The following is a 22,483-nucleotide window of genomic DNA, read 5'->3' as shown; positions in this document are numbered from 1 at the left end:
AAAGAACGATCCGAACCCGAAGCGGCCACCCAAGCCTTAGTACAAACACTGATGTTTAACCACAGTCTCATCTTATATCATCTCATACGAATGGAGCGATCACAGTGGCGCAGGAAGAAGAAGTGCAGTACAACCATTACGGAATGCCAACCTACGATACGCGCAATCTGATCATACGCGACGACATTATGGGAAAGGCCAAAGAACTGGCAGATATGCTCGGAACGAGCGAAGAAGTAAGGCAGTTTCAACAGGCAGAAGCCAAAATCCGAGATCATGAGCGCATTCAGCAATTGATTGCAACGATTAAGAAAAAACAAAAAGAAATCGTTGCTTTCGAAAGTTTCAACAACAGTGCCATGGTTAGCAAAATTGAACAGGAAATTGATGACTTGCAAAACGAACTGGACAGCATTCCGCTAGTAACCGAATTCCAGCAGAGTCAAAGTGACATCAATTATCTGCTTCAACTAGTCATCTCGGTGATTCGGGATACAGTATCCGAGAAAGTCAATGTCGAAGCTGGAACGGATTCACCTCCGACCAGCTGCGGTTAAATGAACGGAAGGGTGCGGACGCAGTCCGCGCCTTTTTTGACATCATAGAGAGCAATGAACTCCGAATGAAGCAACAAAAAAGACATCTAGAGTGAGTTAAACAACGTATGGAATAGAAGGAGAAATGAAACATGAGTATTTTGGACAAAATGGTGGAAGACGGCGATGGCCGATTCTGGGGATTTCTCGGGTGCCGGTACATCAAGGGCAACAAACAAGAAGTCCAAATTGCGCTGACCGCAGGAGAGAATCATACCAACTCGATGGGCATAATTCATGGTGGTGTGTTGACCTCATTGATGGATCAGGCGATGGGTATGGTCGCGACAGCTGCCATGGAGGTGGATAGTTGTGTCACGACTAACCTTAATGTACATTTTCTGGCGCCGATGAGTCAGGGTGAATTAATTGTAACGTCAACCGTGTTGCATCAAGCTGGGCGTAGCATCACGACCCAATCTGAGGTTCGCGATTCCTCAGGAACGCTGGGGTGTATGGCTACAGCGACGTTCCGTGTGGCGAAATCGAGAGCCTGATGACGGAAACTGGAATGCACAGTTGACAAAAATTATTATTATGTCATAATGAAATTATCAAAATGAATATAGTCGGTGGTGCCCATGAGCGAAAACAACAAACACGTTAACACTGAATCAGCAAACGATGAACTGGAAGCACGTAATTATAGTTCCAAAAAATATCGTACCCCCGACGGGGTTCCTGCAGATATCGTCATGTTCACCTTGACGAAGCGGGAGCGCAAAACGGTAACGAAAACCCTCCCGATTCGGGAGTTGAAGGTTATGTTAATTAAACGCAAGGGCTGGCCTTTTGCCGGAAGATGGGCATTGCCTGGTGGATTTTGCCAAGAAAATGAGTCCATTTACGGTGCGGCGAAGCGCGAACTGATGGAGGAGACCGGTGTAGACGGCGGACATCTCGAATATCTAAACGTTTATAGTCAGCCTGGACGTGATCCCAGAGGTTGGATTATCTCTCATGCCTTCTTTGCACTTGTAGAGGAATGGATGCTTGAACACAGGCAGGCAGCAGATGATGCGGAAGATGTAGGGTTGTTTACGATCCAGGAGGCACTGGAAGAACTGGAACTCGCCTTTGATCACAGAACGATCATCGAAGATGCATACAGACGAATTCAGCAACAGATGCTGGAGACAACGATTGCGAGACAGTTTCTGCCGCGTGATTTTACGTTAAGTGAATTATATCAGGTCATCCAGAGTGTTGTACCCGATTTCGAAGAGCCTAATTTTATTCGTAAAATAACATCTACACGCAGCCGTAAAGGGATTGTCGAGGAAGTGCGTGACGATGAGGGCAATCTGGTCAGCTCCAATCAGTACTCCCAGCGTCCGGCACAGCTGTATCGATTCACTGAACTAGTGCCGCGTTTATCGATCTATACGTAAAAAGCGTGTGATGCATTCAACCATATTCAAACCAAGGGAGTGTGGACGATGAAAGCATTGATTGTTATTGATTTTACACAAGATTTTGTTACGGGAGCATTGCCTGTGGGTCAGCCGGCCGTAGAGATTCAGGAAACGGTAGCGGCGATTACCAAGGCGTATCTCGATAATAAAGATGAAGTGATTATGGCAGTAGATTTACATGAAAAAAATGACCCTTATCATCCGGAAACCGTACTTTTCCCGCCTCATAACATCCGTGATACTGAGGGAAGACAGCTATATGGTCGTCTTGCCGAAGTAATGGAGAAGCATGCGAATGAAATTCGGTGGATGGATAAAACGAGATATAGCGCGTTCTGCGGAACAGACCTGGAACTGAAGCTGCGCGAACGAGGCATAACAGATATTGCGTTAATCGGGGTATGTACAGATATATGTGTATTACATACCGCTGTGGATGCCTATAACAAAGGATTCCATATTACGATCTATGAGGACGCTGTAGCCAGTTTTAACCCTGCAGGGCATGAATGGGCACTTGGGCACTTTCGTTCCAGCATGGGGGCACAGGTGGTTAAGGCAAGTGAAACGATTTTGGACTGATTCGCCACCGAACATTGCGGTGTAATCAGCTTTAAGCTCGTATTTTCAGGAATGATCTGAGAAACGAGCGGAAGTCAGAGAGGATGAGACAAATGCAGACAACAAGCCTGGCTTTACATACGGATAAATATCAGATCAACATGATGTATGCGCACTGGGTGAATGGTACACACAAACGGAAGGCGGTATTTGAAGCCTACTTCCGTAAGCTTCCTTTTGGCAACGGTTATGCCGTATTTGCCGGTTTGGAGCGCATTGTGAATTATATTAGCCAGCTACGTTTTACCATGGAAGATATCAAGTTTTTATCCAAACAACCAGAGAATTATGATCCGGTCTTTCTGGAGGAATTGCTTCAGTTCTCTTTCCAGGGAACGATTCATTCCATGAAGGAGGGTGCAATTGTTTTTCCTGACGAACCGCTCATTCGGGTTGAAGGCTGTATTCTGGAAACGCAGTTGGTGGAAACGGCCATACTTAACTTCATGAATTATCAGACACTGATTGCAACGAAAGCATCTCGTATTAAGCAGGTGGCACAGCAAGATACATTGCTTGAGTTCGGAACACGCCGTGCACAAGAAGCAGATGCCGCAATTTGGGGGGCTCGTGCTTCATATGTAGCCGGTTTCCATGCGACATCAAATATGCTGGCTGGTGAACAGTTTGGCATTCCGACAGCAGGCACACACGCACATTCCTGGGTGCAGAGCTTTATGACGGAACAGGAGGCATTTGATGCGTATGCAAGAGTGCTACCGGATCAGGTGACGCTTCTCGTGGATACGTTTGATACGCTGAATAGCGGCGTGCCTCATGCGATCAAAACAGCCAAGTGGCTGGAGAGTCAAGGCAAAAAGATGAATGCTATTCGTCTGGATAGCGGCGACCTTGCCTATCTTTCGATTCAGGCCCGTCAGATGTTGGATGAAGCCGGACTGGACTATGTGAAAATCGTAGCTTCGAATGATCTCGATGAAAATACGATCTTTAACTTGAAAGCTCAAGGTGCACGGATCGACACATGGGGTGTCGGCACACAGTTGATTACAGCATCAGATCAGCCTTCTTTGGGTGGAGTCTACAAGCTGGTAGAGCGTGAGGTTAACGGCGAAATGTTGCCAACGCTTAAAATATCGGCCAATCCCGAGAAGGTGTCTACACCGGGTAAAAAAGAAGTCTTCCGCATCATTGATCCGAAGCATGGCAAAGCTATTGCGGATTATATCTGCTATCCGGATGAGGAGCAGCCGCTTCAGGGAGGGCCGCTCAAGCTGTTCAACCCGCTACATCCCTATTTGAAAAAGACGGTGACCCGTTATGAAGCAGTTAACATGCTGGAGCCGATTTTTGTGAATGGACGTAAAGTGTATGACCTGCCTACGCTCGATGAAATACGCGCGTATCATAAGGAGCAGTTGAACCTTTTCTGGCCGGAGTACCAACGGAAGCTGAACCCGGAGATTTACCGCGTGAACATCAGCCCGGCCGCATGGAATATGAAGCAAAAGTTGATTGCTGAGCATGTGAAATCAACGGAAGAGTAATATATCATAAGATGGACTTGAAAATCAGGAAGGCATAACCGGTAGGGATTACTGGCTTATGCCTTTTTGATGTGATGATACGATGATGATTTTCAATGAATATGTGTGCAGCTTCATAGAAGTATGTTGGAGGAAGAGGTACACTTTTAATAAGCATATATGTGAAGCGACTTTTGCATAGCATCCTATTGTCATCTATTGCATCACCTATTCCAAGGTTTATCCCAAGTAAGAACATATCATTATTTCTCGGGAAAGCGCAGGAAACGCCAAATGCCGCCACATTTCGAAAGTTACTTCGTCATAAGGGGGGCCTTAGAAGAACAGTTGACCAGGAATGAAAATCAACACTGTTTCAAACCGATGTCAGCAGGGGATGAAAGGTAAAGGAGGGCTGGCTGATGAGATATATGTTTGGACTACTATGGGTTGCATTTATAGCATATGCGCTGTTTATGGCACCGGGGAACTCCCCCGTGAATGATCCGATATTCAAAGAACTACTCACATTGCAGAGCAGGGAGCCGTGGCTATTGACGGTGTTCTCATGGTTGGGCATTTTTCCGGCTGTGTATGCATGTATTCTACTTCGAAAATCAGTGACAGCATCGAAGGGGCAGCGGATACCGGCATGGCCGTTTGTCCTGTTTTCTTTCGGGCTTGGAGCATTTGCGTTATTGCCCTATTTCGCGCTGGTTGCACCATCCCGAATAGGCATACATGAACCAGTACCAACTGTTAAACAGTCGAAACGAGGTGTCTCGCGAGTGGCCTCGCATAAACTGACCCATCTGCTCCTGTTGTTGCTTACACTAGGGTCGGCACTTTATGCGTTGATCGAAGGCAATTCCGAACGCTTCGTGGACGCATTTTATCAATCCTCGTTTGTACATATCATGACGATTGATTTCATAGTACTGACGTTACTGTCTACGTATGCTATCTATCGCGATGCCAGAGTGAACGGAAGAACAACAAACTGGGCGTGGGCAGGATTACTGCCGCTTGCAGGACCATTATTATATCTGCTTTTGGAACGAAAATAAGGAGATGAGACCGATGAAAGAACAATTTCAGGCTTATGTGATACGTAAGGATGATCAGAAAGGGGTTACAGCCAAACTTGAGCAGTTGAAAAAAGAAGACCTTCCTAACGGGGACGTGACCGTACAGGTACACTATTCCAGTGTGAATTATAAGGACGGATTAGCATCTCTTGAAAAAGGAGGTGTCATACGGAATTATCCCATGGTACCTGGAATCGATATGGCCGGGACGGTAGATGAATCTGTGAGTGGACGTTTTGCACCTGGGGATCGGGTCATTAGTACGGGATTTGAACCCGGGGTCTCCCATTACGGGGGATATAGTGAATATGCTCGTCTTCGTAGTGAGTGGTTAGTGCCTCTCCCGCAAGGGCTGAGTGAAAAAGAAGCGATGGCTATTGGAACGGCAGGGTTCACTGCTGGACTCTCGATAGACGCCTTGTTACAAGCGGGGGTAACGCCTGAAATGGGGAAAGTGCTAGTTACCGGCGCCACGGGGGGCGTTGGCAGTATGGCGATAGCTATCCTTGCGAAGCTTGGTTTTGAAGTGACGGCAAGTACAGGTAAAAAGCAGCAAGAAGAGGAACTGCTTCGCAATTTGGGGGCTTCCGAAGTCATTTCACGTGAAGAAGCGGATGCCCCAATCAAGGGGGCCATGGGAAAACAGCAATGGGCAGGTGTCGTTGATCCAACCGCAGGGCCAGCACTGGCGGAGCGATTGAAACAGGTACAGTATGGTGGAGCTGTTGCTGTATCCGGGTTAACGGGGGGCAACGGATTTGAATCAACTGTTTTTCCATTTATTTTGCGTGGCATCCAGTTGATTGGTATTGATTCAGTGTATTGTCCCATGGAACGTCGAGAGCGCATCTGGAACAAGCTGGGCAGTGAATGGAAGCCAGACCGTGCACTTGCGCTGGGGGTTCAGGAGATTACGCTAGATCAATTGCCGCATACATTAGAGAACATACTACAGGGCGGTGCAGTTGGGCGTACGGTTGTACGTGTCTCCTCTGAATAATGTGCTTACTTGGAATAAAATGTGTATCTCCTAGACATGCTAATCCTACCTGAGAGAGTCACAGGTACCGTGACTCATGGAAAGGAAGGATAGACATGCTGTTAAAGGAGAAAAATCCGAACCTGATGGGGCGGAATGTAAAACGAATTTTGCTGTTAAGTGGCTTGGTAATCCTGAGCCTAGTATCTCTCGCAGCTTGCACATCTTCATCTATTGAGCAGGAACGGAAGCTCTATACACGTGAAGCAACAACGGAAGGGAATTTCAGAGCCAAGCAACAAGGTCACGGCTTAAACGGTACGTTAGCAAGAGAAATGACAACCGCTTTTGCTGCCAAACATATTAAGCTGATGAACAATATGTTCGAGGATGATGCTGATGGTGGCATGTCATATATGTATTTATTGAATGGTAGTGCAAGACATATCGTGAAAGTACACATTTATCGTGATGCGAAAATCCGTGCAGCAAGAATGGAAGAAATGTATGGGGAACCTAAAGAAAATGCCGTTCTCGAGAATGTAATGGGCAGAACGACGATTCGTAGCAAAGGGCATGTATCGTTGGTTTATACGGCTTCCGGCGGAGAGAAGGATGTGTATGCACAGGACGTCCTGCAAGTATTTGAAGATGTGCTTCAACAAATAAAAGAGTAGTGACTTACAAACTGTCCAAGTGGAAAAAACAAACCCGTCTGATGATTCAGACGGGTTTATATATTTCGCGCATGACATGGCGCAGTTCAGGCAAAATAATGCGTTCCATGGCAAGTTTAACGGCCCCGCGAGAGCCTGGCATTGAAAATACAGCTGTACGTCCGATAGTTCCGGCAACTGCCCGACTGAGAATAGCTGCTGAACCAATATCTTCGGTATAACTTAAGTAACGGAAGATTTCACCAAAACCGGGCAGTTCTTTGTCCAGAAGGGAAGATACAGCCTCGTATGTAGTATCCCTTGGAGCAATACCGGTACCTCCGCTTAACAGTACGGCTTCGATATCATCCCGTACAACAGCGTCTTGCAGAATCGTCTGAATCCGTTCTGTCTCGTCAGGTGTAATGATATACTCCACAACCTGATAGCCAGCTTGGTGCAACAACTCATGCATAAGTTGACCGCTCGTATCGGTTTCTTTGGTACGTGTGTCCGAAACGGTAACAACCATACAGGCCACCGTTTGTGGTGCTTCCTGACGGTGCTGTTCAACTGAATTGGTCATTGAAATCCTCCTCAAATAAACATGTCCTCATAGCATAGACTATTCATGTTAATCAGGCAATGAAGTTTTCTTCAACAGAACAGGCGTATTGCACAACAATTGGAGGATAGTGTACACTCGCTTAATAGAGTCAGACTAAGGATAGAGATGGGCAGAGAGGTGTGTAATGATGAGTATCATCAATGAGAAAAAACCAAGTATTCCTGTATATATTTTGTCCGGTTTTTTGGGCAGTGGTAAAACGACATTGCTTGTAAAGCTCATAGAACACTGGAAACAGCAACAACTGCGCCCAGCCGTGGTGATGAATGAACTGGGTGAAGTGAATCTGGATGGTCAGATCGTAGATGAGGAAGTGCCCATGACGGAAATGTTGGGCGGATGCATCTGCTGTACTGTACGAGGAGATCTTGGACTGCAGCTGGCGGACCTCGTTCAAGAAGAGTCACCCGATGTTATCGTAATCGAGGCAACGGGTGCAGCGAATCCGATGGAAATTTTGGATGCGGTGACGGAAACATCTCTTTATATGCGTTTGGAGCTGAAAAGTTTGATCACCATAGTGGATGCGGCTCACCTGTCAGGCCTGTATCAGGAGCAAAAAGGAAAAACCTTCAAATTGATGCAAGAACAGATTCGTTGTGCTTCGGTGTTGCTTTTGAATAAAACCGACCGGGTTCAAGAGCAGCAACTGCAGGACTTGGAAGGACTTCTGCATAAATGGAATGGCTTTGCCCCCGTGATTCCAACGGTCAAATGTGAAGTGTCTATGGAGAAATTGCTTCATAGTGGTGCCGACGTTCACATTCATCAATCCAATATAGCAGGCGATGCATGGAAAAATGCAGGAGAGACTCATGTGCATACAGATGCTTGCCGTACTCAGGGATGCAATCATGGACATGATCACACGGATCAACGTGACAGCAACCATTCAAGCGACCATGGCGAGCATTCTGTCAAGCCACATACATCACATGAACATGTTATGGTATACACACATTATTTCAGTCAACCTGTGAATAGCGAAGCATTCGAACAGTTTGTGGCTAGCTTGCCGCGTGACGTATATCGGGCAAAAGGAATCCTTTCGTTTAGCGATACCGCAAGCCGATTCTGGTTTCAGTATGCCTATCGTGAATCGGATTATATGAAGATCACACCTCAAGGAGATGTGCCGGATGTAGCTGTGTTTATCGGTGAGCATTTTGATCAAACTGCCATCCGTGAACAATTACTGGAATTGGAAGCGGTAAAACAAGACTAGGATAATGGTTCAAAGTTCCTCCCTGGTGGGTATTAAGAAGCATAGCAAACTTTGCCTGGGAGGTAACTTTAAATGACACAACAACAATACCAACAATGTATCGATGCTTGCCTGGAGTGTATGAATGCTTGCAACGTATGTTACATATCGAGTCTGAAAGAATATGATTTGGCGATGCTTCGTGACTGTATCCGTATGAACCGGGAATGTGCTGATATCTGTGCATTTGCAGCGCAAGCCATGACACGTGGAAGTGATTTCATCGGTGAAATCTGTGAATTGTGTGTCAAAGCATGTGAAGCCTGTGCAGCGGAATGTGGTAGACATGCACATGATCATTGTCAGGCCTGCGCTGAAGCTTGCCGTAGATGTGCTGAAGCTTGCCGTTTAATGTCTGCGGTTGCTTAAACTATCTATGTAATCATTTTAAAATAACAGGGTTGCTAATCCATACCAGGATATGTATAATGATCTGAAATGATCGAAACAGCAATATCCGTGATCGGGAGAGTAGCTCAGTTTCAACCATGACAGCGAGCCGGGACAGGTGTAAGCCGGTATGTGATGAACTGTGTGAAGCGCACCCGTGAGATGGTTATCCGAAGCCATGTATAAGCTCCATTTGGGGTTCGTTGTATATGGATTTGAGGGTAATCCGGCATGCAACCGTTATTTGCACCGAGCGGATCGGTTACACCTTCTTGCAGCATGCTGCAATACAGGTTACCGTTCACTTAGAGTGGTACCGCGGGAACTGTAAACACAGCTCTCGTCTCTTATTTGAAGAGACGAGAGCTTTTTTGCGTTTAGTTTAAGGCATATATCATGCAGAGAAGGAGTGTTAAATGTGTTATTGAAGCAGGCTGCAACTCAGATTTCCCCGTTAACCGGGCTCGCACCAGAAGAAGTATTGAGATTATTGGAAGTCCCGCCGCAGGAGGAGATGGGGGATGCTGCATTTCCCTGTTTTACGTTAGCCAAGTCGCTAAGAAAGGCACCGGTCGTTATTGCTGGAGAAATTGCCGTTGCATTACAGACCGAGGGTATGGATGCTACAGCAGCAGGTCCTTATGTGAACATTCGTTTTGACCGGAATGTCTTGGCGCCCCAATTGCTCGAAGAAGTGGGTAGCGAGACATTTGGTAAACTGCAGCTCGGGCAAGGAGCGCGTGTTGTCATTGATATGTCCTCACCTAACATCGCGAAACCTTTTGGCATTGGGCATTTGCGTTCGACGGTTATTGGTGCAGCGTTGTATCGTTTATATAACGAAGCGGGTTATACCTCGATAAGTGTGAATCACCTAGGGGACTGGGGGACGCAGTTTGGTAAGCAAATCACGGCATATAAGCGGTGGGGAAACGAAGAGATGTTACAAGCAGATCCAATTCGTAATTCTCTTGAACTATATGTTCGTTTTCATGATGAAGCAGAGAAAGATCCATCTCTGGAGACCGAAGCACGAGAATGGTTTCGTAAGCTGGAGCAGGGGGATGAAGAAGCGAAGCGTCTATGGACTTTCTTCGTAAACGTGAGTATGCAGGAGTTTAACCGGATGTATGAACGCTTGAATGTGGATTTTGACCATACGCTCGGTGAGAGCTTTTATAATGACAAGATGGGTGCAGTTGTGGAGGAACTTCGAGGCAAAGGACTGCTGGAGGAAAGTGACGGTGCGCTCGTTGTTCGGCTGGATGAAGAGAATATGCCACCATGTCTGATCATTAAAAAAGATGGAACGACAATCTACCCAACCCGGGATTTGGCAACAGCAATCTATCGTCATGATGTGATGCACGCAGATAAGTTGTTGTACGTTGTTGGTGGGGAGCAGAGCCTTCACTTCCATCAAGTATTTACGGTATTGTCCAAGATGGAGTATGACTGGGCAGATCATTGTGAGCATATTCCGTTTGGTCTGATGCGTTTCGAGGGGCGGAAGATGTCCACACGCCGGGGGAAGGTTGTTTTTTTACAGGAAGTACTGGATGAAGCTGTCGCTCGTGCCTTGCAAATTATTCAGGAAAAAAATCCGAATCTGGAGCAGGCTGAGCAGGTAGCCGAAGCCGTTGGTGTAGGGGCGATTATCTTTGGTGATCTGCGCAACAATCGCATGAATAACATTGATTTTTCGCTGGAGGATGCGGTAAGTTTTGAAGGAGAGACCGGCCCTTATGTGCAATATACTCATGCACGAATTCAAAGTGTGCTTGCCAAAGCCGCTAATGTGTCACGTGATGAACAGGAAATGGATTCGGACACGGATCAGATGAATAACCCTCCTGTAGTAATTGTCGGCGATACCTCTTGGGCGTTGTTGAAATTGCTGAGTGACTATCCGGCTTATCTGGAAAAAGCTGTGCTTCGCAACGAACCATCCGTGATTGCTAAATACACGATAGACGTTGCTCAAGCCTTTAATCGGTTTTATCATGCTGAACGGATTGCGGATGCACCGTCAGGTGTCAAGGCTTTTCGGGTGAAACTGGCCGAGCACACCGCGAAACGTCTGGCGTACAACTTGTCTTTATTGGGCGTACGCGCTCCCGAGCAGATGTGATCTAAGTTCAGATTACGAAAACAGGAGGGAATCCGAAGTTATGCGCTGGCTTTTCCGGCAACTTGAATGTTGTTTGCAGTTTCGTTACGATAGAGACATAATAAACAGCCAAGGTGCACGGATAGAAAGGAGCGCTCGCATATGCATAACACGGATTTCCAGAATGATTTCATGCTGGACAGCGAACACTCCAAGGAATTGTTTGCCTATTACGGCTTGGCCGTATATTATGGACAGGCGCTGGAACAGCAACTGGTTAATCTTATTTTGTTAACTAAAATGTCACAAGGCAAGGTGGTAACTGAGGAGGAACTAGAGGAGCTGTACGAGCGGAAGATGAGTAGTTCACTGGGGCAACTTATTCATGAAGCACGGCATCATTTTACGTTTTCCGAAGAAGAAATAAGCAGTCTGAATGAATTATGGCAGCAACGAAATCGGATTGTGCATCATTATTTCAAAGAGCGCATTCATGAAACCTTCAGTCCGGAAGGTCGGACACGTATGATTAAGGAATTGCAAGATTTTAAAGAACGTGCACAGGAACTGGAGCTCGTACTCCAGCAATATATAGGTGTCTGGATGGCAGCATTGGGACTAAAGGATGAGTCTGCGGCAGCATGGGTTGCTCTGGAACGAATGCATGCGGCGAGATTTCAGGAACGTGGGCCAGATGAGGAATCATGAGATTAGAGCTGGAGTACGCAAATCCCGTTCCTTGTCCGAGAAATAATGATGTATATGGGATATACAGTTAGAGGTTGGACTTAGAAGGCGAACTTAAAAGTGAAGAGACGGTCATATATTCTAAGGTGAAGATATTGCCGTAGAGCAATAATAAAACCCGTTCTGTCAGTAACCTGAAGGCTACTGTATAGAACGGGTTTTATGTGTTGTTTTAATGCTGGCCGAATGTCCTTGTTCACGAAATATGTTCTGCTAAATGATAGCGAAAGAGAAGAAAGTTACACATTTCCTCCGGCGAGTGATGGCGAAGATGTACTAAAAGCATCAGCTGAACGAGTCGAGCCATCGGCGATGGCTTCGCCTTGAGCCCCTTGTTGCAATTGATACATCTGATAGTACCGGCCTTTCAGCTCCATCAACTCATCATGCGCCCCTTGCTCTACAATTTTTCCGCGATGCAGCACGAGAATCTGATCTGCAGAGCGAATGGTTGACAGACGATGGGCGATGATGAAAGTAGTACGTCCTTTTTTGAGGACTTCCAGCGCGTTCTGGATCAAAGCTTCCGTCTCTGTATCAATGTTGGCGGTGGCTTCGTCCAGAATCAGGATCGCGGGATCGAAGGCGAGTGCGCGTGCAAAAGAAATCAACTGCCGCTGTCCGGCAGACAGTGTGCTCCCTTTCTCAACTACCGGCTCGTCAAAGCCTTGCGGCAGATGCGCCAGAATACGTTCTGCACCTACATCACGCAGTGCCTGTTCAATGCGTGCCCGGGAGATCTTTTCATCACCCAGACTGACATTGGAAGCAATCGTGCCTGTGAAGAGATAAGGGTCTTGCAGTACGATCCCCATATGTTCCCGAATCCACTGCTTCGGCAATTCCTTAACGTTCTGTCCGTCGATCGTGATTTTGCCTTTTTGCGGATCATAGAACCGGAACAGCAAGTTAATGATCGAACTTTTGCCGGAACCGGTGTGACCCACGAGTGCCACGGTCTGACCTTGCGAAGCTTTGAACGAGATATTGTTCAGCACATAATCTTTTTTATAAGCAAACGATACATCCTTAAAAACGACATTTCCTTTGTACCTCGGCATCGAGCCGTCTGTTACGGGTTCTCCTTTTTCATCCATCAGCTCAAATACACGGCCGGCAGAGACAAGAGAGGAGTCAAGGTTCGCGAGCTGGTTCACCATACCGATGATCGGCTGGAACAACCGACCGAGAACATCAACAAAGGCATACAGTACACCCAGTGAAATAATACTTGTGCCTGTGATCGCACCTGCTCCAAAGTACCACAGAACTACGGCAAAGGCGATATTCCGCAACACATTCACCAGGTTATGAGAGGTAAAGGCATTCAGATTGAGCATTTTGTTCTGATGTTTCATATAGTCTTCATTCAGCTCTTCGAATTCCTGGCGAGTTTGCTTCTGGCGACGGAACACACGAATGATGGACATGCCCTGAATGGACTCGTTAATGATTGCATTAATCTCACTCAGTCGCGAGCGAATGATTGTATTGTATCGGGTGGCGAATTTGCGATAGAGCACAATCCATGCAATGAGCATCGGTACAACGAATAGTGAAATCAGACCCAGACGTACATCGAGCAGGAAGAGAGCGATATAAACTCCTGTTATCGTAATAATGCCTGAGAAAAAGTTGGACAAAACCGCCACAAACAGATCTTTGACGGCCTCGGTATCATTAGTGACCCGAGAAACGACCTTACCTGCGGGCAGGTTATCAAAAAAGTTCACGGGCAACCGCTGAATGTGCGCATACACATCGTTACGCAGCCGCTGAATGACCTTGTTGGCTGAGGATTGTAGCCAGAAGGTTTTACCAAACTCCATAATAACCGAAATGACAAGGAAGATCAGATAATAGACAATTAATTGATAGATGCTTGGCATCTCGGGTTTGTAAAAGGCAAACAGTTCACCGGCAGACAGCGGCACAGCCGCGTATTGCCCAGTAACTTCACCTGCGCGAGTTACGGTTAAGGTTCCGTTCGCATAGGAACGATCGCCGTCAGGAGCATTGACCGGCTCGCCGACGAAATAAAAGCTTTTGCCGGCTTGCAGTACGCGTACCTCGGCTCCTTTGGTTTCGTCTGGTGCAAACAAACCTTCGCGTTTATAATTTTTCCCTTGATAAACGGCGGCTTCTTCCGAAGCTGCCGTCTCATAAAATGGTTGCTCAATGGCGAGCAGATGATTATCAATCATGGATTTGGCGATAAAGGGTCCGGCGAGCTCAGCCGCAACCCCAATCGTCAGCATGATCAAGGCAGCGATGAATGTACCTTTGGCTTTCAAGGCGTAATCCAGCAACCTTTTACCTGTATTGGACTTCAAATGAGTTACCTCCTACGTGGACAGATTGGACTCGACCTGTTGCCGTTCATATTGTTCACGGTACCAGCCATTCTTGGCGAGTAGTTCCTGATGAGTGCCTTCTTCCGTAATTTTACCGTGCTCCAGCACGATGATCCGATCTGCGTGTTCGATAGCGGACAAGCGATGTGTCGAGATCAGTGTTGTTTTGCCAGCGCGTTTGTTGCGAATATTTTCAATGATTTTAGCTTCTGTGCGAGCGTCAACAGCAGACAGGGCATCGTCAAGAATAAGGATATCCGGATCAGCGATAAAAGCCCGAGCCAGAGATACCCGCTGTTTCTGTCCACCAGACAAAGCGATACCTTTTTCACCTACAAGTGTATCGAGACCGTCAGACAACGTTCCGAGATCGCCGTCAAAAGCAGCGGTACGAATCGCTTCCATAATGACATCATCAGACGCGTTTGGCTTACCAAATTGAATGTTCTGACGAACGGATTTGGAGAACAATACTTGTTCCTGTGGTACGTACCCGATCCAGCTGTGCAGATCATCCTTCGCAATATCCTCGATGGAATGTCCTGAAATGCTGAGCGTACCTGATCCAGCAGGGTATTCGTGCAGCAATTGTTTGAGCAGGGTGGATTTACCACTTCCCGTGCGTCCTACCACGCCAAGTGTCTGTCCGCGTTGAATGGTAACATTGATATGACTCAGGTTATCCACGGTAGAGGTCGGATAACGGAATGTCACATCATTCATGACGATTTCATCCGGTTGCGTAATATGAACAGGATGTTCTTTGTCCTGAACAGCAGGCTCTACGGATAATGTTTCGTTCACCCGATCCAGAGAAGCACTGCCCCGTTGCATGAGGTTAATTAATTCACCGATGGCAAACATCGGCCAGATCATCATCCCCAGATACATGTTGAACGATACGAGGTCTCCCAGGGTGATTTCATTGTGGAATACAAGATAAATGCCGTAGGCCAGTGCAATGACGTAACTCAGACCTACGAATAGTCGAATGGTTGGTTCAAATAAGGCATCCATCCGGGCAACCGCTAAGTTTTTGCGATATACATCTTCCGTGACATCAGCAAATCGTTTCTCGTCCAGACGTTCCTGAACGTACGCGCGTACAACACGGATGCCTGCAATGGACTCTAAAACCTGATCGTTCATATCACCAAAGGCATCCTGTGCCAACGTATAACGTTGATGCACTGCTTTACCATAGATCATCATAGCGATGGCGATAAAAGGCAGGGGCAGAATTGCAGCCAAGGTCAGCTTCCAGCTGACGAGGAAACCCATGGCGAACAGTACAGTTAAGAGAAATGCTGTGGAGTCTGTTAACGTGAGCATACCGAAACCTGCGGTTGTAGCAATAGAACGAAGGTCATTGGTGGCGCGAGCCATGAGATCTCCGGTTCTGTTTTTTTCGAAAAAGGGTGGTGTCATTCGCAGCAAGTGATCCATGAAGCGGGAGCGTAGCAACCGTTCTACGAGATTGGCTCCGCCGAATAATTTGTGCATCCATATGTACGTAATCAGATAGATAATAATGACCGTCCCAAGAATAAGTGCGATGTAAAACGTTAATGAGGTGCTTGTGATAGAGCCGCGTACGATCTCGTCGATGGCGTTCCCCAGAAGGCGCGGAGGCAGCAATTCAGCAATCCCCACAAGAATGAGCAAAATGACACCAACCAGGTATCTTTTGCGTTCCAGCCTGAAGAACCAGGCCAGGTTTTTAAGTACAGAGAACAAGTGTTATCCCTTCCTTTCGATGTGCAAGAAGTGCAAAGTTTCGTTCAAAATGACAGCTAAAGCTTGGTAAGGCTCATTCAAGCGCAGTTCAATCCAATAAAAAGCCCACAAAAAAAGACACACCGCACGCAGGCGGTATGTCTTATATCTTCATACGGCAGCATGACTCCAAGAGCAGAGCCGCCGCCGTACATAAGGTATTGTGAGCGAGCTTGACAGGGGTCTGATAAACAAGAGACACCTGAAGCGCTGTCTTATGAACGGAAAAGTGATTTCGGGGATACTCCGGTATTTAATTGTGTGTGAATGTGAACCAACTTATGTGTGTTAAACACCGTAATCACCCTTTCTTGTTAATGGAAATAAATACAATGTAGACCTCGTATGTTTGCATCTTACCACCCGTTTTTACAATCTGTCAAACATTTTTCACAAGATCGTATGCCTGTGTATGATTTGCAGGGTTTGTGTTCAGGGCGCTCTAGCGATATGATGTAACATATATATACAAAAGGAGCTGACATCATATGAGTACCATACATGTATCCGACCAAGCTGCCCGCTGGTACAAAGAAGAATTGAACTTGAATGAAGGAGACAGCATTCGCTTTTTTGCTCGTTACAGCTCTGGCGGTGGTCTTCATCCGGGATTTTCTTTGGGAATTGCCGTTGAAAAACCGAGACATCCTGCGGATCAAACGGAAGTTTCCGGCATTCAATTTTTTATGGAAGATCGCGATTACTGGTATCTGAAAGGGCATCAGTTGCATGTAGATGTTGTAGAGGATGGTCAGGATATTGAATATCGTTATACCGAAGTGTAATAAAACATTAGTCCATAAATGGAACGCGAGCACCGTCTTTTTTTAAAAAGGAGGGATGAGGAGTGGATCTGCCGACACGAGATATTGGGCAATATATTGCGAAACGTGCAAATATTGTAGTCAAAGCAGCCATAATGGCTGCGAATGATCAAGGTGAGCTACTGCTCATCCAGCATGCCGAACAAGGGCATTGGCGAATACCTGTTGGAGAGATGCGCCCTGGAGAGACGATTGAAGGAGCAGCACTTCGTGAACTTTGGGAAGAAACCGGTTGGACAACGGAGTCGATGAGCTTTGAATCATTATACTCTGGACCGGAATTGCGGCAAGTGCATGCGAACGGGGATGAGGAGTATTACGTTATCGCCTTGTTTAAGGCTCGAATTATTCTTGATCATCTTGTGGAAGCGCGAGTAAACAGCGATGCGGGATTAAAGTTTTTTGATCCGAATGCACTGCCGCCGATGAACAGTATCAGTCAAACGCTACTGGAACAGTCTGGCTTAAAGTAATACGTGCCACTAAAAGTACATGAACTCGAAAAAGACCTCGACTGCCACTATACAGTGAAAGTTGAGGTCTTTTGCATTTTTTTCGTATATGTGTTCTCGGGATTATACCTGATCCAGCGGCTCATCATCCATTGCAAAATCAAAATCATCAATATCGAACACCTGCACAGGTGATTCAGACTCAATGATACGGGCGATTAACTCCACTTGATCGGTCAGGATTGGAATGCCCAGACGCTGAGAAGTGAGAATCAGTTCCGTCTCTATCGGATCAAAATATTCTCCATATTGGGCGGTATCCATGGCGTTAACAATCGTAATGGAGGCTTGATCACCAAATAGAATGGCGGGGCTTTTTGCCCATGGTACCGCCAGGGCGCGCTCAATCTTTTTCTTATTTAACGGCTCCTCAAAGTAGGAGATTAATTCATTGATCTTGGTTTTAACATGCTGATCATCTGTAGCATTATCCATCATGGGGTCAGCACTGCTCTGAAATTCATATAGTTCAAGGATGGTGGTGTAAGGAACGATATATTCCACAGGCGCCGGCGGCGCAAGCAATTGACCGTAAATAGCCACCATCACGGCTTCGGTAACAAAGGGACGTGACATGGTTCCTGAATCCTCCTGAGGACGATAAACGTCGTGAAGTGCTGAATGAGTTCATCTGACAAGGTGAGAAAGATGCCCATTCCCTGTTGCAAAATTCATGTATCGGTTTGCATGAATAGAAGTATAGCACAGAGCGGTGGGAAATACAGCCAGTTTGCAAAAGCATACACGATTACCGTACCGTACGGTTCAGGATTTACCTAAAAGCAGGGACAGGATGCCCGCTGCAATCAAAGGCCCGACAGGTACACCTTTGAACAAGGCAACGCCAAGAACTGTACCGATCAAGAGGCCTGCCACAACTGTTGGCTGTGTGCTCATCAGCGATGCGCCGCGACCGCCCAGATAAGCCACAAGTAAACCAACGCCAATGGCGAGAAGTGACTTCCAGTGCAGAAACGATTCACCTATGGTCTGCAAGCTCATTTTACCGCTGGCGAGAGGAGCCATGACACCGATTGTCAGAATAATAATACCCAGTGTGAGCCCGTATTTTTCAAGCCAGGGAAAGGCTTGATTGACATTAAGTACACGAAGCAGTAACAGGAATACCATCGCTACAGTTACAGGTGTGTTACTGCTGATGATGCCAAGCGCTGCGAACACGAGCAACAGGAGAGAGGTCATATCCATGGATTTCATTGCTCCTCAGACTGAGCATGATTTTTGCTGCCACGATGTTCTGAATTGTCAATGGTATGTTCTGTTTTGCTAATGATATGTTCAGCAATGTACCGTCCATGCCAGCGGCCTGACTCAATGAATACTTCATTGGCATTGCGCCCAGAAGCGATAACACCGCCCACATAAACGCCTGGTACACTACTTTCCATCGTTTGTGGATCGTACAGTGGCTTATCCATATCCTCAGACATCTCTGCTCCAATGGAAGCAAGCAATTGGCGGTCAGGTCGAAAGCCGGTCATGGCGAGCACGAAGTCATTCTCAAGCTCGCTTTCCGAACCATCTGTATGCACAATTCGAATGGAATCATCCAGGATTTCATTGACACGGGAACCAAGATGAAGCGTAATGCGGTTTTTCTGTACCATACTTTCAAATAACGGGCGAACCCAAGGTTTAATATGCTCGGACAGACCTGTACCGCGGTATACCATATCAATATGAGCGCCAACCCGGACAAGCTCCATGGCGGCGTCAACCGCTGAGTTACTTCCACCAATGATAGCCACGCGTGTATTGGTATATGGGTGTGCCTCGCGGAAGTAATGCGTGACTTTATCCTTGTCTTCACCTGGAATGCCGAGGTAATTCGGGTGATCGAAATAGCCGGTAGCCACAACGACATGCCGCCCTTGATGTACGATGGTTTCTCCACGCCGATTAATCGTATGTACTTCGAAGGTGCCGTCTTCCTTACGCTGGATCTCACGGGCTTCCTCATAATTATGAATACGCAGGCCGAAATGTTCGGCTACTTTGCGATAATAGGCAAGTGCTTCATAACGAAACGGCTTGTCATTGGCCGAACTGAACGGCACGTTCCCGATCTCCAGCAACTCCGCCGTACTGAAAAATTGCATGTGAGTTGGGTAGAGATAGATGGATTGTACGATATTGTGTTTCTCAATAATGACAGCGGACAATCCTACCCGCTCGCATTCAATGGCAGCGGACAGACCGCATGGGCCTCCGCCAATAATAATGACATCTTCCATGTTCTTAATCCTCCTTCATTACAAGCAATATAATCCTACCGTAAATAACACTTCAATGCCAGTTCTGCGAGGCAACACAATGTGATGAAAAATCAAAAAATAAATTGAATTGACTTCCAGATGAATAAAGACTAGTATCAAATTAGATATTCATCTAATTAAATGTGAGGTGTATGTTGATGCAGCTTGAGAAAATTGTGGCCTATCACAAAGCCTTGGCTGATCCTACTCGCCTTCGGATGCTTTTGCTGCTTTCCGAAGGAGAACTGCATGGTCAAGCGCTGGCGGAGCGCCTTAACTTGTCTCAGCCGACGGTGACTCATCATGCTGCCAAACTGAGAGAAGCTGCGCTTATTCAAGAGCGACGGGAGAAAAATACGGTTTATTTTACCCTGAACCCTTCGTTCATTCGCGAACATGCCCAGGCTTCAGTTGATTTTATTTTCAAAAGAAAGGAGCAGTCTGATATGACAGATGTGAACGAAACACTGAAAGCGTCTATCATGAGAAACTTTTTTTCCAAGGATGGCCGGCTTCGCCAAATTCCTGCGCAGTACAAGAAAAAGCTGGTTGTGCTTGAATATCTGGTTGAACAATTAGAGTCTGGACGCAAGTACAGCGAGAAAGAAATCAACACGTTTATTCAGGAATATCATGAGGATTTTGCAACCCTTCGCCGGGAGTTTATCATGCATCAGTTCATGTACCGCGAAGACGGAGTGTATGAACTAAACCCTCGAGAAATGTGGACGAGATGGGATCAAGTGAAATAAAGAGAGAATAGCTACAAAAAACAATGGGCTTGACAAATGCACAACAGACTGTGTAACATGATGGCATATTCTACAAGGGAGGCGATGTTCATGACAAATCTAACGGCAGTATACGTGGAGTTGAATAGGAACAGCGTCTCCGGAACGGATCAAGGTACATCGATTTTGCTATAGCTGGATAGAAGTATCCAACTTTGGCGAGCGATGATAAGACCTTCATACAAAGTCACGGGTGACGTACCCGTGGCTTTTTTGTGTGCTGATATGGGGAGTTCCAGGGCTGGGATAACGGACGGAGTACAGGATGACCGTTATTCAACATGCTGTGGAGGCAACCTCATATTCGTATAACTATGGATTGCCGCGGGTGTGAACAACCTCGTGGTTTTTTTGTTTGGATCTGTAATCGGAGATGCAGGATGGTGTCGTGAAAAAAATGAATTTAAACACACTTCAACTGAATCATAAACAATCTGGGAGGAATTTTTATTTTAAATCAACGTATGGAAAATAAGGGCATCGAGAATTATGGCTGGTCTGCGGCATGGGAGAAACGATGGTCTGAGGAACAGTTGGGCTTGGAATCCAGACGGCCTGCCCGAATTATTGCAGATCATGGACATATGCAGCGTCTGATCACAGCGGATGGAGAATGTTGGGGCAAAGTGTCAGGAAAACTCCGTCATGACAACTTGGAGACAGGACTTGCACCTGCTGTTGGCGATTGGGTAGCTGTGGCAGGAGAACAGGGCGAGGAAGTGATTATTCATCATGTATTGCCACGTCAGAGTCGTGTATCCAGGCAAGCCGCTGGCCCGGTAACGAAAGAACAATTGATTGCAGCGAACGTAGACACCCTTCTGATCGTTGCGGCGCTTAATCATGATTTTAACCTCAGAAGACTTGAAAGATATGTGTTAATGGCTTGGAACGGGGGAGTAAGACCGGTTATCGTCCTGAGTAAAAGTGATCTGTGTGATGATGTGCAGGGACGAATCCGTGAAGTGGAGGGTATTGCACCAGGCGTGGAGGTACTGGCAATTTCGGCAATCGAAGGACAAGGGAAGGAAATGCTGGAAACCTATCTGAAACCAGGTGCAACTGTAGCGCTCACAGGTTCCTCCGGAAGTGGTAAGTCCACACTGGTCAACTGGATGATGGGCAAGGATGTTCAGATTACGCAATCCGTGCGTGAAGGGGACAGCCGTGGCAGACATACAACGACACATCGGGAGATGTTTGTATTACCACAGGGAGCTGTCTTGATCGATACGCCGGGCATGCGTGAACTTCATCTTTGGGACGAAGGAGAAGAAGGTCTTTCACAGGCATTTGGAGAGATTGAAGAGCTGTCTGGCGCGTGCAGATTTATGGATTGCAGTCATACGAAGGAAGAGGGCTGTGCAGTTAAAGAGGCCATTGCAAACGGTGAGCTGGATGAGAAGAGGCTGAATAACTTCCTCAAGATGCAGAAAGAAATGCAGTATCAGCGGCGCAAGGAGGAGGTGGCTTCGCGCAAAAGGACAGCTTCAAGCAAACCGGTAAAAACACGCAAAGCCAAGCATGCCCATCGGGCCAAAGATTGGGAACAGGACTGATATGAGGCGGGGCATCCGTATTTGTCTTGCATAGGATAAGGCAGGAGGGATGTCGTGATGCCGAATTACAGAATCATCGTGGACTTGTCCGACCATATGTTATATCTGCTAGATGGAGATCAAGTTGTGAAAGGTTATCCGGTAGCCACAGGTAAAATGCTGACCAGCACTCCAAGCGGAGAGTTCACCATTGTCAACAAACAAGAGAATCCTGGAGGGCCTTTCGGTGTGCTCTGGATGGGCCTGTCCAAACCCCATTATGGTATTCATGGAACCAACGAACCATCGTCGATTGGCAAGTCCGTATCACATGGCTGCATTCGGATGTACAATTCAGACGTGCTGGATTTGTCCTCAAAGGTATCCGTGGGAACCCGAGTTACGATCCGGCCATAGGCCGGATATTCTTT

At 46.7% G+C, this 22,483-nt stretch carries 23 protein-coding genes and 1 other annotated feature; of the genes, 17 read left to right on the top strand and 6 right to left on the bottom strand.

Translation table 11 applies throughout. From position 1 onward, the window contains the following. Window positions 1-143 precede the first annotated feature (143 nt). From BLQ13_RS14720 to BLQ13_RS14685, 8 genes are all read left to right on the top strand, one after another. Window positions 144-557 (top strand): YlbF/YmcA family competence regulator, encoded by a 414-nt coding sequence (locus BLQ13_RS14720; protein ID WP_090921137.1) that lies wholly within the window; start codon window positions 144-146, stop codon window positions 555-557. Between the two features lie 131 nt (window positions 558-688). Then, window positions 689-1,093 carry a PaaI family thioesterase gene (locus BLQ13_RS14715; protein WP_090921104.1) on the top strand — a complete coding sequence of 135 codons (405 nt, stop codon included), beginning with the start codon at window positions 689-691 and terminating at the stop codon, window positions 1,091-1,093. Between the two features lie 84 nt (window positions 1,094-1,177). Further along, window positions 1,178-1,987, top strand: a complete 810-nt coding sequence (locus tag BLQ13_RS14710) for an NUDIX hydrolase (protein WP_090921102.1) — start codon at window positions 1,178-1,180, stop codon at window positions 1,985-1,987. 48 nt (window positions 1,988-2,035) lie between these two features. Continuing rightward, window positions 2,036-2,593 carry a cysteine hydrolase family protein gene (locus BLQ13_RS14705; protein WP_090921100.1) on the top strand — a complete coding sequence of 186 codons (558 nt, stop codon included), beginning with the start codon at window positions 2,036-2,038 and terminating at the stop codon, window positions 2,591-2,593. Between the two features lie 92 nt (window positions 2,594-2,685). After that, the gene (locus BLQ13_RS14700) at window positions 2,686-4,140 is read left to right on the top strand and encodes a nicotinate phosphoribosyltransferase (protein WP_090921098.1); all 1,455 of its coding nucleotides are present in this window, start codon (window positions 2,686-2,688) and stop codon (window positions 4,138-4,140) included. 401 nt (window positions 4,141-4,541) lie between these two features. Next, window positions 4,542-5,186, top strand: coding sequence for a hypothetical protein (locus BLQ13_RS14695; RefSeq protein WP_090921096.1), 645 nt, complete (start codon window positions 4,542-4,544; stop codon window positions 5,184-5,186). A gap of 13 nt (window positions 5,187-5,199) precedes the next feature. Beyond that, window positions 5,200-6,207: an oxidoreductase gene (locus tag BLQ13_RS14690; protein WP_090921094.1), complete on the top strand. Its 1,008-nt coding sequence runs from the start codon at window positions 5,200-5,202 to the stop codon at window positions 6,205-6,207. A gap of 95 nt (window positions 6,208-6,302) precedes the next feature. Further along, window positions 6,303-6,863 (top strand): hypothetical protein, encoded by a 561-nt coding sequence (locus BLQ13_RS14685; protein ID WP_090921092.1) that lies wholly within the window; start codon window positions 6,303-6,305, stop codon window positions 6,861-6,863. Between the two features lie 46 nt (window positions 6,864-6,909). Here the strand turns inward: BLQ13_RS14685 and BLQ13_RS14680 are convergent, their stop codons facing one another. After that, window positions 6,910-7,428, bottom strand: a complete 519-nt coding sequence (locus tag BLQ13_RS14680) for a MogA/MoaB family molybdenum cofactor biosynthesis protein (protein ID WP_260511140.1) — start codon at window positions 7,426-7,428, stop codon at window positions 6,910-6,912. A 166-nt stretch (window positions 7,429-7,594) separates the two neighbouring features. Here BLQ13_RS14680 and BLQ13_RS14675 point away from each other — a divergent pair, with 166 nt between their 5' ends. From BLQ13_RS14675 to BLQ13_RS14660, 4 genes are all read left to right on the top strand, one after another. After that, window positions 7,595-8,695: a CobW family GTP-binding protein gene (locus BLQ13_RS14675; protein ID WP_244159322.1), complete on the top strand. Its 1,101-nt coding sequence runs from the start codon at window positions 7,595-7,597 to the stop codon at window positions 8,693-8,695. Between the two features lie 72 nt (window positions 8,696-8,767). Then, window positions 8,768-9,103: a four-helix bundle copper-binding protein gene (locus BLQ13_RS14670; protein ID WP_090921088.1), complete on the top strand. Its 336-nt coding sequence runs from the start codon at window positions 8,768-8,770 to the stop codon at window positions 9,101-9,103. A gap of 81 nt (window positions 9,104-9,184) precedes the next feature. Further along, window positions 9,185-9,475: a binding site (T-box leader), on the top strand. Between the two features lie 67 nt (window positions 9,476-9,542). After that, the gene (gene argS / locus BLQ13_RS14665) at window positions 9,543-11,255 is read left to right on the top strand and encodes an arginine--tRNA ligase (RefSeq protein ID WP_090921086.1); all 1,713 of its coding nucleotides are present in this window, start codon (window positions 9,543-9,545) and stop codon (window positions 11,253-11,255) included. Window positions 11,256-11,396: 141 nt separating this feature from the next. Next, window positions 11,397-11,942 (top strand): hypothetical protein, encoded by a 546-nt coding sequence (locus BLQ13_RS14660; protein ID WP_090921084.1) that lies wholly within the window; start codon window positions 11,397-11,399, stop codon window positions 11,940-11,942. Between the two features lie 278 nt (window positions 11,943-12,220). On the opposite strand, the gene BLQ13_RS14655 is transcribed toward BLQ13_RS14660, so the two are convergent. Beyond that, window positions 12,221-14,314, bottom strand: a complete 2,094-nt coding sequence (locus tag BLQ13_RS14655) for an ABC transporter ATP-binding protein (protein ID WP_244159321.1) — start codon at window positions 14,312-14,314, stop codon at window positions 12,221-12,223. A gap of 12 nt (window positions 14,315-14,326) precedes the next feature. Next, entirely contained in the window at window positions 14,327-16,072 is a 1,746-nt protein-coding gene (locus tag BLQ13_RS14650; protein ID WP_090921082.1) for an ABC transporter ATP-binding protein, read from the bottom strand. Between the two features lie 527 nt (window positions 16,073-16,599). Here BLQ13_RS14650 and BLQ13_RS14645 point away from each other — a divergent pair. Together BLQ13_RS14645 and BLQ13_RS14640 are read left to right on the top strand one after the other, a co-directional pair. Further along, window positions 16,600-16,896: a HesB/YadR/YfhF family protein gene (locus BLQ13_RS14645; protein WP_090921080.1), complete on the top strand. Its 297-nt coding sequence runs from the start codon at window positions 16,600-16,602 to the stop codon at window positions 16,894-16,896. Between the two features lie 62 nt (window positions 16,897-16,958). Further along, entirely contained in the window at window positions 16,959-17,408 is a 450-nt protein-coding gene (locus tag BLQ13_RS14640) for an NUDIX domain-containing protein (RefSeq protein WP_090921078.1), read from the top strand. A gap of 102 nt (window positions 17,409-17,510) precedes the next feature. Here the strand turns inward: BLQ13_RS14640 and BLQ13_RS14635 are convergent, their stop codons facing one another. From BLQ13_RS14635 to BLQ13_RS14625, 3 genes are all read right to left on the bottom strand, one after another. After that, on the bottom strand, window positions 17,511-18,023 hold the full coding sequence (locus tag BLQ13_RS14635) for an ADP-heptose synthase (protein ID WP_090921076.1): 513 nt from the start codon (window positions 18,021-18,023) through the stop codon (window positions 17,511-17,513). A gap of 189 nt (window positions 18,024-18,212) precedes the next feature. After that, entirely contained in the window at window positions 18,213-18,656 is a 444-nt protein-coding gene (locus BLQ13_RS14630) for a DUF441 domain-containing protein (RefSeq protein ID WP_090921075.1), read from the bottom strand. Between the two features lie 5 nt (window positions 18,657-18,661). Further along, window positions 18,662-19,702, bottom strand: a complete 1,041-nt coding sequence (locus BLQ13_RS14625) for a YpdA family putative bacillithiol disulfide reductase (protein WP_244159320.1) — start codon at window positions 19,700-19,702, stop codon at window positions 18,662-18,664. Between the two features lie 179 nt (window positions 19,703-19,881). On the opposite strand from BLQ13_RS14625, the gene BLQ13_RS14620 reads away from it, so the two are divergent. From BLQ13_RS14620 to BLQ13_RS14610, 3 genes are all read left to right on the top strand, one after another. Beyond that, the gene (locus BLQ13_RS14620) at window positions 19,882-20,475 is read left to right on the top strand and encodes a DUF2087 domain-containing protein (RefSeq protein ID WP_090921073.1); all 594 of its coding nucleotides are present in this window, start codon (window positions 19,882-19,884) and stop codon (window positions 20,473-20,475) included. Between the two features lie 503 nt (window positions 20,476-20,978). After that, a complete protein-coding gene (gene rsgA / locus BLQ13_RS14615) occupies window positions 20,979-22,073 on the top strand; it encodes a ribosome small subunit-dependent GTPase A (RefSeq protein ID WP_090921071.1) in 1,095 nt (364 codons plus the stop codon). A 57-nt stretch (window positions 22,074-22,130) separates the two neighbouring features. Further along, window positions 22,131-22,469 carry a L,D-transpeptidase gene (locus BLQ13_RS14610; protein ID WP_090921069.1) on the top strand — a complete coding sequence of 113 codons (339 nt, stop codon included), beginning with the start codon at window positions 22,131-22,133 and terminating at the stop codon, window positions 22,467-22,469. The last annotated feature ends 14 nt before the right edge of the window (window positions 22,470-22,483 follow it).

Source organism: Paenibacillus polysaccharolyticus, assembly GCF_900102085.1.
In the GTDB taxonomy this organism is placed as follows: domain Bacteria; phylum Bacillota; class Bacilli; order Paenibacillales; family Paenibacillaceae; genus Paenibacillus; species Paenibacillus polysaccharolyticus.
Note: the sequence above shows the minus strand (reverse complement) of the source record. Positions and strands in the feature narration are given on the sequence as shown.